The following is a 13,380-nucleotide window of genomic DNA, read 5'->3' as shown; positions in this document are numbered from 1 at the left end:
AGAGAAAGGTCATATATAAGGACATGAAACTGTTATCTGAGAAAGAGCGATGAGCGAAGAACCAAAAATCAGCGAACTATTATCACTGACCAGCAACATAGTTGCAGCACACGTTTCCAATAATGCCGTGGCCCCTGCAGATGTGCCCGGCCTGATTCGTGAGGTCTATTCGACTCTGGCGAATGTCGGTCAGGACACCGGCAAGGAACCGGAAAAGCCCACCCCGGCCGTACCGATCAAGAAGTCCATCACGCCGGACTATCTGATCTGTCTCGAGGACGGCAAGAAGCTGAAGATGCTCAAGCGGCACCTGAAAACGGCCTACAACATGACTCCGGAAGAGTATCGGGAGAAGTGGGGTCTTCCCGCCGATTACCCGATGGTGGCCCCCAACTATGCCCGGCAGCGCAGCAAGCTTGCCAAGGATATTGGCCTGGGCAAGCGCGCAAGGTGAGGACATGTCCGAGCGCAGGGTCGTGACGGCGCTCCGGTCAGGAAATCCATTGCGTAGCAACCCCCCGTTTCGGCTATAATAGAGCCGAAACAGGAAAGTTACGAGAAGGTGATGCCGGAACGTATTGAGCAACTCTGTGTCGATCGTGGCCTGAAGATGACCGAGCAGCGGCGCGTCATTGCACGGGTCCTCTCCCAGGCCACCGATCATCCGGATGTGGAACAGCTCTACCAGCGCGCGTCCGAGGTGGACCCACGGATTTCCATTGCCACGGTCTACCGGACCGTCAAGCTGTTCGAGGAATCCGGGATTCTCGAACGCCATGACTTCGGTGACGGCCGCTCGCGCTATGAAGAGGCGACGGAAGATCACCACGATCACCTGATCGACATGCAGAGCGGCGATGTCATCGAGTTCTACAATGAAGAGATCGAGCGCCTGCAGCAGGAAATTGCCCACAAGCTTGGCTATCGTCTGATCGACCATCGCCTGGAGCTCTATGCGGTCAAGCTGAAGGACTCCGAAAAGGGCGAGTACGACGAGCAGGTGGAAACAGCAGCCAAACGCCACAGGGAAACAGGCTGAACCGTGGTCCAGCCTCTACGGACCAGTCGGGATTCCGCGAGCAGGGAAAGCGAATACATGGAGCTGACAGCGGACGGACTGCCGCGGCCTGTCGATGTGAAGTCCAAGGACCTGCATATACGACTGGCCGAGACACCGGATGAGGTCCAGCTTGCGCAACGCTTGCGCTATCAGGTTTTCGTCGAGGAAATGGCGGTCGAGCCTTCCGAGGAGATGCGCCGTGAGGGACGGGAATTCGATTCCTACGACGACTTCTGCGATCATCTTCTGGTCTTTGACAATTCGCCCGAGGCGCCTGCAAACAGCGTGATCGCCACCTACCGATTCATGCGGCGCGAACAGGCGCTCAGGGCGGGGCAGTTCTACACCCAGGACGAATACGATATCTCCCCGCTCCTGGAGTATCCCGGGGAAGTCATGGAACTCGGGCGCTCCTGCGTGCATAAGGATCATCGCACCGGCATCGGCATGCAGGTGCTCTGGCGCGGCATTGCCTCCTACGTCCTGCATTTCAATGTGGATCTCATGTTCGGCTGCGCCAGTCTCTTCGGAACCGATGTGGACAAGCTGGCGCTGCCGCTGTCCTACCTGCACCATAACCACATGGCCCCTGAACACCTCCGCCCGCACGCTCTCGCGGCACTGCATACGCCCATGGACCGATTGAGTGCCGACGAGATCGACGCCAAGGCCGCGCTCACGAGTCTGCCGCCGCTCATCAAGGGGTACCTTCGCCTGGGCGGCTGGGTTGGAGACGGCGCCGTGGTGGACAGCTCCTTCGGCACCACAGATGTCTGCGTGGTCGTGAAGACCGACGGCGTGACGGAGAAGTACCGCAAGCACCTGACGCGCGGGGAGAGCGAGCCCCGGACACCTTCCGACGAGGGTCGCTGAAGGGTGTGAGTGATCGAACGGTGAACGCCCCTCCGTCCGGCGCGCTCGGCTCCCCGCTTCTCTCGTTGCGGCGGGTTCTGCTCTTCGCGATCTTCACCCTGGCCCTGCTGCCCGTGCAGGCGGTGCTGGTGTCTCTTGGCTCGAAGAAGGCCCGCGACTTCCCCTACTGGTACCACCGCCAGGTCTGCCGCCTGCTCGGCATCGAGGTCCGCCGCCGCGGACAGCAGTCGCAGGAAGAGCCGACCCTCTACGTCTGCAATCATGTCTCCTATCTGGACATCCCCATCCTCGGACGCTGCATAAGAGGCAGCTTCATCGCCAAGGCCGAGATCGCGCATTGGCCGTTCTTCAGCTGGCTGGCGAAGCTGCAGCGCTCCGTCTTCGTGGAGCGCCGCTCCAGCCGCACGGCCGACCACAGGGACCAGATCATCCGCCGCCTCGAGCAGGATGACAATCTGATCCTGTTCCCGGAAGGCACAAGCAGCGACGGCAACTCGGTACTGCCCTTCAAGTCGGCGCTGCTCTCTGTGGCAGAGCGACGCCCCCACGACAGGCCCTTGACAGTCCAGCCCGTCTCCATCACCTACAGCCATCTCGACGGACTGCCGCTCGGACGCTTCCTGCGGCCCTATTTCGCCTGGTTCGGCGACATGGACATGCCCGACCATGCCTGGAGGGCGCTCGGACTCGGGCGGCTGACCGTCATCGTGGAATTCCACGAGCCGGTGACCCTGCATGAGTTCGGGTCGCGCAAGGCCCTCACCCGGCATTGCCAGGCCGCCGTCGAGGCAGGATTGATGCGCGCGCTGTCCGGACGCGAGCCCGAGGACGAAGCCGGTAAGCAACCGGACGATGGTGACGATGTAACGGAAGAGGCAGCAGAAGAGGCCGCGGAAGATGATGGCGGCGTTGTCGCGCGCTGATCTCTGGTGCTAGTGTGGAATCAAGGTGGGGAATACGCGGAGAGCGTACGTCCCGCCGAACGGACAATGCGAGTTGGAGTGTGACAAAAGGGCTCTACATCAAGACCTACGGCTGCCAGATGAACGTCTATGACTCCGCCCGCATGGCGGATCTGCTGGCGCCCCTCGGCTACGGTGACGTGGTACGACCGGAGGCGGCCGATCTCATTATCCTCAACACCTGCCACATCCGCGAGAAGGCCAGCGAGAAGGTGTTCTCCGAGTTGGGGCGCCTGCGTCATTTCAAGGAGCAGGCCGCAGCAGACGGCCGCCGGATGCTGCTTGCCGTCGCCGGCTGCGTGGCCCAGGCCGAGGGCGAGGAGATCGTGCGCCGCGCGCCGCAGGTCGATCTGGTCTTCGGACCCCAGACCTATCACCGCCTGCCGGAGATGGTCGCGCGCGCCACGGAGCACGGCGAACGGGGCTTGGTGGATACCGATTTCCCCGTGGACTCCAAGTTCGACTTTCTGCCCGAAGAGCACCTGGGAGATGAGGCAGCGGCCTTCCTGTCCATTCAGGAGGGCTGCGACAAGTTCTGTACCTTCTGCGTTGTGCCCTACACGCGCGGAGCCGAGTTCTCCCGGCCCGTGGCGGCTGTCGTCGCCGAGGCCGAGAAGCTGGTGGCCCGCGGTGTCTGCGAACTCACCCTGCTGGGCCAGAACGTCAACGCCTATCACGGCGAGGGCCCCGACGGCCGCACCTGGGGGCTCGGACGCCTGCTGCGCCGACTGGCCGAGATCGAGGGACTGGAGCGCCTTCGCTACACCACCTCGCATCCGCGCGACGTGGATGCGGAACTGATCGCCGCCCATCGCGACGAACCCAAGATCATGCCCTTCCTGCACCTGCCGGTGCAGTCCGGCTCCGACCGCATCCTGGAGGCCATGAATCGCAAGCACACCGCCGACTTCTACTATCGCGTGGTGGACCAGCTGCGCGAAGCACGGCCCGACCTCGCCCTGTCATCGGATTTCATCGTCGGCTTTCCCGGCGAGCGCGACGAGGACTTTGCGGCCACGCTGCGCCTGGTAACCGACATCGGCTTCACCCAGGCCTATTCCTTCAAGTACAGCCCGCGCCCCGGCACGCCGGCCTCCGAGATCAGCGACCAGGTACCGCCGGAGGTGGCCTCCGAGCGCCTGTCCATCCTGCAGAACCTGTTGAACGAACAGCAGATCGCCTTCAACCAGGGATGCGTGGGACGGCGCCTGCCGGTCCTGCTGGAGCGCCCGGGCAAGTACGAGGGCCAGCTGATCGGGCGCAGTCCCTACATGGCCTCCGTGGTCGTGGAGGCCCCCTCACGCCTCATGGGGAAACTCGTCGACGTGGACATCCAGTCCGCTCACGCCAATTCGCTTTCCGGCACCGTGGTAACCCGGGCGCCCGAGGAAAGCCCATCGCCTGAACCAGCCGGCCGCACGCCGGCAACCGAAACGAGGGCCACGGCTTGACCAGCGACCCGCTTCAGATCGAATTCGACGACAATTCTCTGCTGCCGCTGCTGTTCGGCCAACATGATGAAAACCTGGTGCGCCTGGAACGCCAGCTGGGCGTGTCCCTGTCCTCGTTCGGAAACTACGTCACCGTCAGCGGGCCGGAGCCGTCCCGACAGGCCGCTCAGCAGGCCCTGCAAGCCCTCTACCAGCGTCTGAAGAAGGGCATGGAGGTGGACAGCGCCGAAGTGGATGCCGCCGCCCGCCTGGCGGCCGGGTTCAGTGAAGAGGGGCCCGAGAAGTCCCTGGACGCCATGCACGGCGGCGAACTGAAGCTGGTCACGCGCAAGCGCCACGTCACGCCGCGCTCGCCCGGTCAGATCGCGTATGTGAAAGAGCTCCTGGCCAATGAACTGGTCTTCGGCATCGGGCCGGCCGGCACCGGCAAGACCTATCTGGCCGTGGCCACGGCAGTCAGCTATCTCATGAAGGGTCAGGTCGATCGCATCATCCTGTCCCGTCCCGCCGTGGAGGCCGGCGAGCGCCTGGGCTTCCTGCCCGGCGACATGAAGGAGAAGGTGGATCCCTATCTGCGGCCGCTCTACGACGCGCTGCACGACCTGATGCCCGGCGACCAGGTGGCGCGGCGCATGGAAACCGGCGAGATCGAGATCGCACCCCTTGCCTTCATGCGCGGCCGTACGCTGTCCAATGCCTTCGTCATCCTCGACGAGGCCCAGAACAGCACACCGGTGCAGATGAAGATGTTCCTGACCCGGCTGGGCGAGAACGGGCGCATGGTGGTGACCGGCGACCTCAGCCAGGTGGACCTGCCGCGCGGCCAGCTCTCGGGCCTGCGGGATGCGGCCTATCTGCTGGCGCAGCTGGAGGGTGTCGGTTTCGTACAGTTCACCGATGCCGACGTGGTCCGGCACCCTCTGGTGACGCGTATCGTGCGCGCTTACGAGAGCCGGGACGCGGGCAGCCCGCAGGAAACGGATCTTTTCGAAAGCACCGGCAAGGACCGGGAGGCCAAGGAGTCATGACAGACGAGCCTCCAAGTCCCGCGGGACGACCCGGCAGCGCAAGAGAAATCGACATCATTCACGAGAACGCGGCCTGGCAGGCAGCCCTGCCGGAAGTGGACCGACTTGTGCGCGAGACGGTCCTCGTGGGCCTCCAGCACCTCGAGGAGGATCTCGAGGTCTGCGTGGTGCTGGGCGACGATCCCCTGCTGCAGGACCTCAATCGCAATTTCCGCGACAAGGACCGGGCGACCAACGTTCTCTCCTTTCCCAGCGACGACCTGCTGCCCGACGGACTGCGCCTGCTGGGGGATGTGGTCCTGTCCTACGAAACCTGCGCCCGGGAAGCGCACGAGCAGGACAAGAGCCTGGCCGACCACACGCGGCACCTGACGCTGCACGGCGTGCTGCATCTGCTGGGCTACGATCACGAAGCGGCGGAGGACGCCGAGGAAATGGAAGGACTGGAGGTTGAACTCCTCGCCGGACTGGGCATCGCCAACCCCTATGCGGACGGCGTGCTGCGGACGGCGGGCAAGGACGAACCATGAGCGGACAGGATACGACGACAGGAACCACTGAGGAGTCGACGAGCAATTCGAGCGAGTCCTCGTATGAATCCGGCGGTATAGCCCGGGCGCTCGGCTGGATCATGGCGCGCCTGCGCGGGCGCAACGGCGAGTCCCAGCAGCTGCGCGATACCCTGGAAGAGATCATCGGCGAGATCGACGAGAATGACGAGGAGGCCAACTCGCCGATCAGCGGCCACGAACGCACCCTTCTGGCCAACGTCTTCAAGCTGCGTCACCTCACGGCCTATGACGTCATGGTGCCGCGCGCCGATATCGTGGCCGCTCCTCTGGAGACCGGCTACGACGAGTTGGTCAAGATCCACGCCGAGGCAGGGCACAGCCGGCTGCCGGTCTATCGAGACTCCCTCGATGACGTGGTCGGCATGGTCCATATCAAGGACGTCATCACCGGCACGCACGACATGATGCGCTTCCGCCTGGCCAACATCCTGCGTCCCATCGAGTTCGTCGCCCCCTCCATGCGGGTGCTGGACCTGTTGCTGGAGATGCGGGTCAAGCGCAGCCACATGGCGCTGGTGATCGACGAATTCGGCGGCATCGACGGCCTGATCACCATCGAGGATCTGGTCGAGGAGATCGTTGGCGAGATCGACGATGAGCACGACGAGGAAGAAGCCCCCAAGATGACCTGGCGACAGGACGGCACGCTCATCGCCGATGCCCGCACGCCCATTGAGGACTTCGAGGAAGAGGTCGGGGAAATCCTCGCCGATGAGGAACGCGAGGAGGATATCGACACCCTTGGCGGACTGGTCTTCTATCTGGTCGGGCGCGTGCCCGCTCGGGGCGAATTGATCCATCATTCAGCTTCGGGCATCACCTTCGAGGTCCTGCAGGCCGACCTGCGCCGCATTCGCCGCCTGCGGATCCGGGATCTGGCCTATCCGTCGCACGGGGCCGCGGACGACTCGTGAGTCAGCAGAGCCTGTCGAACAGCCGCCGCCCCGCACCGGCCTGGCTCGAACGCTGCGCTGACTACCTGGCCCGGACCAGTGGCCTGCAGCGCCTGCTGCTGGCGATTGGACTCGGCGCGCTGTCGGCCGCGGCCTTCCCGCCGGTCCACATGATCCTGCTGCTGTTGCCGGCCTTCTGCGGGCTGCTCTGGCTGCTCGACGGGGCCCATCGCGGCCGGCAGGCGTTCCTGATCGGCTGGGGCTTCGGGTTCGGGCAATTCGTGGCCGGTCTCTACTGGATCGGCATCGCCATGACCGTGGACCTGGAACGGTTCGGCTGGCTCATGCCGACCTCCGTTGGCGGCCTCTCCGCGGGGCTGGCCCTGTTTCCCGCATTTGCAGTGCTGCTCACCTGGCGCTTTGGCGGCGGCGGAAGCGCTAGGGTTTTCCTCCTGACCGCGGCCTGGCTGCTTGCCGAATTCCTGCGCGCAATCCTGCTGACCGGCTTTCCCTGGAATCTCCTGGGCTCGGTCTGGACCTTCGATGCGGTCCCGATGCAGGGCGCCGCGCTCTTCGGGGTCTGGGGGCTCTCCGCCCTGACGGTGTTGGTCGCCTCCGCGCCGGCGCTGTTGGCAGGACCGTCCGCCTCGCCCCGTGCCGGACGCTTCATCCTGGCGGCCCTCGCTGCCGTCGCATTGCTATGGATCGGCGGCATCATGCGCCTGCAGGCCGTCCCCGATCCCGGCAGTGAGGTCCAGCCCGACAGCCGGCTGCGCATCGTCCAGCCCAGCATCTCCCAGCAGGAAAAGTGGCGCTCCGACCGGCGCGAGGAGAACCTGCTGCAGCACATGCGCATGTCCATTTCCCCGTCCCAGGAGGAGATCACCCACTATCTCTGGCCGGAAACGGCGGTTCCCTACTACCTCAACCAACAGCCGGAGATTCTCTCCGCCCTGCAGGAGATTATACCGCCCGACGGCGCCCTGCTGACCGGGGCCATGGCACTCGATGGCGAGGGAGAAGACCGGGCGCTCTTCAACTCGATCTTCGTCGTCACCGCCGGCGAGGGCATCGCAGAACGCTTCGACAAGTTCCACCTCGTGCCTTTCGGGGAGTACGTGCCGCTGCGCAGTCTCATCGACATGACCAAGATTACCGAGGGCAGCATCGACTTCAGCGCCGGGCCGGGCCCATCCGTGCTTGAGGTGCCGGGCCTGCCGCCCGCCTCTCCCCTGGTCTGCTACGAGGTGATCTTCTCGGGACGGGTGGTGGACCCCGACTCACCGCGGCCCGAATGGATCTTCAACGTCACCAACGATGCCTGGTTCGGTCACTCCTCTGGACCCTACCAGCATTTTGCCTCGGCCCGCCTGCGCGCCGTCGAGGAGGGATTGCCCCTCGTGCGGGCCGCCAACAACGGAATCAGTGCCGTGGTCGACCCCTATGGCCGTGTCCTGGAGAGATTGCCGCTCGACGCCGTCGGTGTGATCGATGCCGAACTGCCGACGCCGGCTGCCGGCCTGCCGCCCTATGCACGGCTCGGTCGCTGGAGCGTCGCTGTGCTGCTCGCGCTGCTGCTGGGCGCCTTCCTTGCTGCCCGGCGTTACGGCGCTGACCGGTGATACCGCACGAAACCTCCTTGTAACTCCCTGTAGTTGTTCCTTTTTTGACACAGGCATGTTGCAACTGTACAGGGCGTACACTCGCTATGGCAGGTTGACGGATTGTCGCGTTCTGTAATATCCAAAGCCTGCCTTTCAGCAATTAAATAACATAGCCAGGACATGGCAGGAGGATACATGGCTCGACGTGGAAGTGGACTGCGCGGGCGCGGAAGCGGTCAACCCAATCCCGTCGATGTGCATGTGGGGGCTCGCGTGCGCGAGCGCCGCACGCTGCTGGGACTGAGTCAGGAGAAGCTGGGCGAGGCGCTCGGCCTGACCTTTCAGCAGGTCCAGAAATACGAACGCGGCACGAACCGGATCAGTGCGAGCCGCCTCTACGATCTTTGCCACGTCCTTGATACCGACATGAACTACTTCTTCGAGGACCTGCCCGACGATATCGCCCAGCAGGCTCCCGGACGCGCCGGCGGCCTGCCTGAGGAGGCGCGGAAGCCGGGAACCAGGAACGATCCGTTGAACAAGCGCGAAACCCTTGAGTTGGTGCGCGCCTATTACCGAATCCACGATCCGGAGTTGCGCCGGCGCCTGTTCGAGATGACCAAGGCGCTGGGTGCCATGAAGCCGAAAGCCGGGGCCTGAGCCGCCTCAGGCGGTTTTTTTGCTTGTTCCCGTCCGTGTGACTCGGCAGATTTCGTCCGCCGTTACGGCTTCCGGGCCGGAACGCGTGCGCGGTGTCATCAGCGAGTATGAACAGACGTGGAACACGGGAACTATCTCTTCACAAGTGAATCGGTGTCGGAAGGTCATCCGGACAAGGTCTGTGACCGGATTTCCGATGCCATCGTCGACGCCTTCCTGTCCCAGGAGCCCCAGGCGCGTGTCGCCGTGGAGACCCTTGCCACCACCAACCGGATCGTGCTGGCGGGCGAGGTGCGCGGCCCGGAGTCGATCACTCCGGCCGTGATGGAGGACGTGGCACGACGCGCCGTGAAGGACATCGGCTACGATCAGGACGGTTTCAGTTGGAAGGATCTGGAGGTCGAGGTCCTGGTGCACCAGCAGTCGGCCGACATCGCCGTCGGTGTCGATGCCGCCGGCAACAAGGACGAGGGCGCCGGCGACCAGGGGATCATGTTCGGCTTTGCCTGCAACGAGACAGACAGCCTGATGCCTGCCCCCATCCACTTCGCCCATTCGGTGCTGCGCTCCCTGGCCGAGGCACGCCATTCCGGTGCCGAACCCAGGCTGGGCCCGGATGCCAAGAGCCAGGTGACCCTGCAATACGAAAACGGCCGTCCGGCTCGGACAACCTCCATCGTCCTCTCCACCCAGCATGACGAAAGCCTGACCCAGGACGAGGTGCGGCGGATCGTGCGCCCCCACGTGGTCAACTGCCTGCCGGAGGGCTGGATGTGCCCCGAGGCGGAGTTCTACGTCAATCCCACCGGACGCTTCGTCATCGGCGGTCCGGACGGCGACTGCGGCCTGACGGGGCGCAAGATCATCGTCGACACCTACGGCGGCGCGGCCCCCCACGGCGGCGGCGCCTTCTCGGGCAAGGACCCCTCCAAGGTCGACCGCTCGGCCGCCTATGCCGCACGCTACCTGGCGAAGAACGTGGTCGCCGCGGGCCTGGCGGAACGCTGCCTGCTGCAGCTGTCCTACGCCATCGGCGTTTCGCGCCCGCTCAGCGTCTACATCCAGACCGACGGCACCGCCCAGGTGGACACGGCAAGGCTGGAGAAGGTCCTGCGGGAACTGATGGATCTGTCGCCGCGCGGCATCCGCGAGCACCTGAACCTCAACCGCCCGATCTATGCCCGCACCGCGGCCTACGGCCATTTCGGCCGGCCGACCGAGGCCGACGGCGGCTTCTCCTGGGAACGTCTGGACCTGGTGGAGGACCTGAAGTCGGCTTTCAACGCCTGACCCCTGACACCCATGTCGAGCGAAGAAAGCCAGCGCAAGCTCTACGGGCGTCGCGTCGGCCGTCCCCTTCGGCCCAGCCTGCGCCGCCTGGTCGAGGAGGAATTGCCGCCGCGCGCCATCGCCCTGCCGGAGAGGGCGGGGGCACCGCTCGATCCGCACCGTCTCTTTTCACACCCGCCCGCTCAGGTCTGGCTGGAGATTGGCTTCGGCGGCGGCGAGCATTTGGCCGAGCAGGCCGAAGCACACCCCCAGGCAGGCATCATCGGGGTCGAATATTTTCGCAATGGCATCGCCAGCCTGCTGCGCGCCTGCCTGGACCGGAACCTCGACAACGTCCGCATCCTGGAGGACGACGCCCGTCTGCTGCTCGACCACCTGCCGGCCGACAGCCTGGACCGCGTCTTCCTGCTGTTTCCCGATCCCTGGCCCAAGACCCGGCATCACAAGCGGCGTTTCATCCAGAGAGCGACCCTGGACAAGCTGGCCACCGCCATGAAGCCTGGATCCGAATTCCGACTGGCCAGCGACGACCCGGGCTACCAGGCCTGGATGCTGCGTCATCTCCTGGATCATCCGGCTTTCGAGTGGACTGCACGGCGCCCGCGTGACTGGCAAATACGCCCCCACGACTGGCCAGGCACCCGCTACGAGGAGAAGGCGATCGCTGACGGACGGCAGCCCATCTTCCTGAAATTCCGCCGCCGTTGAGCGGGCGCATCAAAAGGCTTGAAAAAAGCCGTCGAGAGTCCTAATTTCCGGCCATGCCATAGGGTATGGCCTGATCTCATGATCGGTTGTACCACAAAAAAATGGTGGGCCGGTGGCCCGCCTTTTTTTATTAGACCGCACGACAAGCTTGTGCGGAGGAGACAGCCAGACCGTGCCAGAGCACTCGAATGACAACGGAACAGCCGTTCCCGAGTTGGCGCGGACCAGCGAGGGAAAAGCGGCGGATGTCGAGCGCATCATCGCCCCGGCCGTGGAAGACCTGGGCTACGAGATCGTGCGTGTTCAACTGAGCGGCGGCGCGAGGTGCCCGATCCTGCAGATCATGGTGGAACGCCCCGAGCGCGGCATGAGTGTGGACGACTGCGCGGAAGTCAGTCGGACGGTTTCGGCCCTGCTGGACGTCGAGGACCCGCTCTCCGACAGCTACGAGCTGGAGGTTTCCTCGCCCGGCCTCGACCGGCCGCTCACGCGCCTCAAGGATTACGAGCGCTATGCCGGTTTCGAGGCCAAGCTGGAACTGGATGCGCCCCGTAAGGGCCGCAAGCGCTGGCGCGGGCGACTGCGGGGCCTGGAAGACACGACCGTTCTGCTCCAGGAGAGCGAAACGGGTGAAATCGAGCGCTTGCCCTTTGGCGAGATTGCCAAGGGCAAGCTGGTGCTGACTGACGACCTCCTGACTGCCGTGCAGGACGGATCGAACAGGAATAGGGATTGAACCAGATGGAATCGACGACCCTCCATCGTACGGAACTGCTTCAGGTGGCCGACGCCGTTGCCCGGGAAAAGGGCATCGACGCCGATGAGGTGCTGCAAGCCATGGAGCAGGCCATTCAGAAGGCCGGCCGCGCCAAGTATGGCCAGGAGCACGACATCCGCGCCGAGATCGACCGCAAGAGCGGCGAGATCAAGCTGCGGCGCTGCCATACCGTGACCGATCCGGTGGAGAACGAATTCACGGAGATCGATCCGGAAACCGCCCGCAGCCGTGACTCCGCGGCCCAGGTGGGCGATGTCCTGAGCGAGGAACTTCCGCCCATCGACATGGGTCGCATCGCCGCCCAGACGGCCAAGCAGGTGATCGTGCAGCGCGTGCGCGATGCCGAGCGCGCCCGTCAGTACGAGGAATACAAGAACCGTGTCGGCGAGATCGTCCACGGCATCGTCAAGCGCAACGAGTTCGGCAACGTCACGGTCGACCTGGGCCGCGCCGAGGCCATGCTGCGCCGCGACGAGACCCTGCCACGCGAATCCCTGCGCAATGGCGACCGCGTGCGCGCCTACATCTACGACGTGCGCGAGGAACAGCGCGGCCCGCAGATATTCCTGTCGCGCACGCACCCGCAGTTCATGGCAAAGCTCTTCACCCAGGAAGTGCCCGAGATCTACGACGGCATCATCGAGATCAAGTCGGTGGCCCGCGATCCCGGCAGTCGTGCCAAGATCGCCGTGATCAGCCACGACACCTCCATCGACCCCGTGGGCGCCTGCGTCGGCATGCGCGGCAGTCGCGTCCAGGCTGTGGTCGGCGAGCTGCAGGGCGAGAAGATCGACATCATCCCCTGGTCCCCGGATCCGGCGACCTTCGTGGTGAACGCCCTGGCGCCGGCCGAGGTCAGCAAGGTCGTGCTCGACGAGGAGCAGGGCCGCATCGAGGTGGTCGTGCCGGACGACCAGCTGTCACTCGCCATCGGGCGCCGCGGCCAGAACGTGCGCCTGGCGACCCAGCTGACCGGCTGGGACATCGACATCATGACCGAGGAAGAGGAGAGCCAGCGCCGCCAGGAAGAGTTCCACCAGCGCTCCCAGGCCTTCATCGATGCGCTGGACGTGGACGAGGTCATTGCCCATCTCCTGGTTGCGGAGGGCTTCACCTCGGTGGACCAGGTGGCCTATGTACCGGTCGAGGAACTCACCGAGATCGAGGGCTTTGACGAGGAAGTGGCCGAGGAGCTGCGCCAGCGGGCGCAGAACCATCTGAACGAGCAGGATCGCAGCTACGAGGAAGCCCGCAAGGCCGCTGGCGTCAGCGACGAGATCGTGAACATCGAGGGCCTGACGCCGGCCATGGCAGCCCGCCTCGGCGAGGCGGAAATCCGGACGCTGGACGACCTGGGCGACCTGGCCGGCGACGAGTTGATCGAACTTCTGGGCGATCTTGCCCCGGACGAGGAGAGCGCCAACGCCATCATCATGGCGGCCCGCGCCCACTGGTTCGAGGACGAGGTCGCGGACCAGGCGAAGGAAACAGAGGAGTAAGC

General features: G+C 64.6%; 14 protein-coding genes. All 14 read left to right on the top strand.

Annotation, left to right across the window (positions count from 1 at the left end; translation table 11 throughout):
* Window positions 1-49: 49 nt before the first annotated feature.
* The 14 genes from ACFOW6_RS10365 (at window position 50) to nusA (ending at window position 13,378) form a co-directional block, all read left to right on the top strand.
* Window positions 50-454 (top strand): MucR family transcriptional regulator, encoded by a 405-nt coding sequence (locus ACFOW6_RS10365; RefSeq protein ID WP_382422289.1) that lies wholly within the window; start codon window positions 50-52, stop codon window positions 452-454.
* A 111-nt stretch (window positions 455-565) separates the two neighbouring features.
* The gene (locus tag ACFOW6_RS10360; RefSeq protein ID WP_382422288.1) at window positions 566-1,039 is read left to right on the top strand and encodes a Fur family transcriptional regulator; all 474 of its coding nucleotides are present in this window, start codon (window positions 566-568) and stop codon (window positions 1,037-1,039) included.
* A gap of 57 nt (window positions 1,040-1,096) precedes the next feature.
* Window positions 1,097-1,933: a GNAT family N-acetyltransferase gene (locus ACFOW6_RS10355; RefSeq protein ID WP_382422287.1), complete on the top strand. Its 837-nt coding sequence runs from the start codon at window positions 1,097-1,099 to the stop codon at window positions 1,931-1,933.
* 5 nt (window positions 1,934-1,938) lie between these two features.
* A complete protein-coding gene (locus ACFOW6_RS10350; RefSeq protein ID WP_382422286.1) occupies window positions 1,939-2,856 on the top strand; it encodes a lysophospholipid acyltransferase family protein in 918 nt (305 codons plus the stop codon).
* A gap of 80 nt (window positions 2,857-2,936) precedes the next feature.
* On the top strand, window positions 2,937-4,346 hold the full coding sequence (gene miaB / locus ACFOW6_RS10345) for a tRNA (N6-isopentenyl adenosine(37)-C2)-methylthiotransferase MiaB (protein ID WP_382422285.1): 1,410 nt from the start codon (window positions 2,937-2,939) through the stop codon (window positions 4,344-4,346).
* On the top strand, window positions 4,343-5,374 hold the full coding sequence (locus ACFOW6_RS10340) for a PhoH family protein (RefSeq protein ID WP_382422284.1): 1,032 nt from the start codon (window positions 4,343-4,345) through the stop codon (window positions 5,372-5,374). Before miaB ends, ACFOW6_RS10340 begins: the two co-directional genes overlap by 4 nt.
* Window positions 5,371-5,904 (top strand): rRNA maturation RNase YbeY, encoded by a 534-nt coding sequence (gene ybeY / locus ACFOW6_RS10335; RefSeq protein WP_382422283.1) that lies wholly within the window; start codon window positions 5,371-5,373, stop codon window positions 5,902-5,904. Before ACFOW6_RS10340 ends, ybeY begins: the two co-directional genes overlap by 4 nt.
* Window positions 5,901-6,860, top strand: a complete 960-nt coding sequence (locus ACFOW6_RS10330; RefSeq protein ID WP_382422282.1) for a hemolysin family protein — start codon at window positions 5,901-5,903, stop codon at window positions 6,858-6,860. The genes ybeY and ACFOW6_RS10330 overlap by 4 nt, the downstream gene beginning before the upstream one ends.
* Window positions 6,857-8,461: an apolipoprotein N-acyltransferase gene (gene lnt, locus ACFOW6_RS10325; RefSeq protein ID WP_382422281.1), complete on the top strand. Its 1,605-nt coding sequence runs from the start codon at window positions 6,857-6,859 to the stop codon at window positions 8,459-8,461. The genes ACFOW6_RS10330 and lnt overlap by 4 nt, the downstream gene beginning before the upstream one ends.
* Window positions 8,462-8,638: 177 nt before the next feature.
* Window positions 8,639-9,103 (top strand): helix-turn-helix domain-containing protein, encoded by a 465-nt coding sequence (locus ACFOW6_RS10320; protein WP_382422280.1) that lies wholly within the window; start codon window positions 8,639-8,641, stop codon window positions 9,101-9,103.
* Between the two features lie 117 nt (window positions 9,104-9,220).
* Entirely contained in the window at window positions 9,221-10,393 is a 1,173-nt protein-coding gene (metK, locus tag ACFOW6_RS10315) for a methionine adenosyltransferase (protein WP_382422279.1), read from the top strand.
* Window positions 10,394-10,405: 12 nt separating this feature from the next.
* Complete coding sequence (gene trmB, locus ACFOW6_RS10310; RefSeq protein ID WP_382422278.1) at window positions 10,406-11,101, top strand: tRNA (guanosine(46)-N7)-methyltransferase TrmB; 696 nt, start codon at window positions 10,406-10,408, stop codon at window positions 11,099-11,101.
* Window positions 11,102-11,273: 172 nt separating this feature from the next.
* Window positions 11,274-11,837, top strand: coding sequence for a ribosome maturation factor RimP (gene rimP / locus ACFOW6_RS10305; RefSeq protein ID WP_382422277.1), 564 nt, complete (start codon window positions 11,274-11,276; stop codon window positions 11,835-11,837).
* A 5-nt stretch (window positions 11,838-11,842) separates the two neighbouring features.
* Complete coding sequence (nusA, locus tag ACFOW6_RS10300; RefSeq protein ID WP_382422276.1) at window positions 11,843-13,378, top strand: transcription termination factor NusA; 1,536 nt, start codon at window positions 11,843-11,845, stop codon at window positions 13,376-13,378.
* Window positions 13,379-13,380: the final 2 nt, after the last annotated feature.

The organism is Fodinicurvata halophila (genome assembly GCF_042651425.1).
Classification (GTDB): domain Bacteria; phylum Pseudomonadota; class Alphaproteobacteria; order Kiloniellales; family DSM-21159; genus Fodinicurvata; species Fodinicurvata halophila.
Note: the sequence above shows the minus strand (reverse complement) of the source record. Positions and strands in the feature narration are given on the sequence as shown.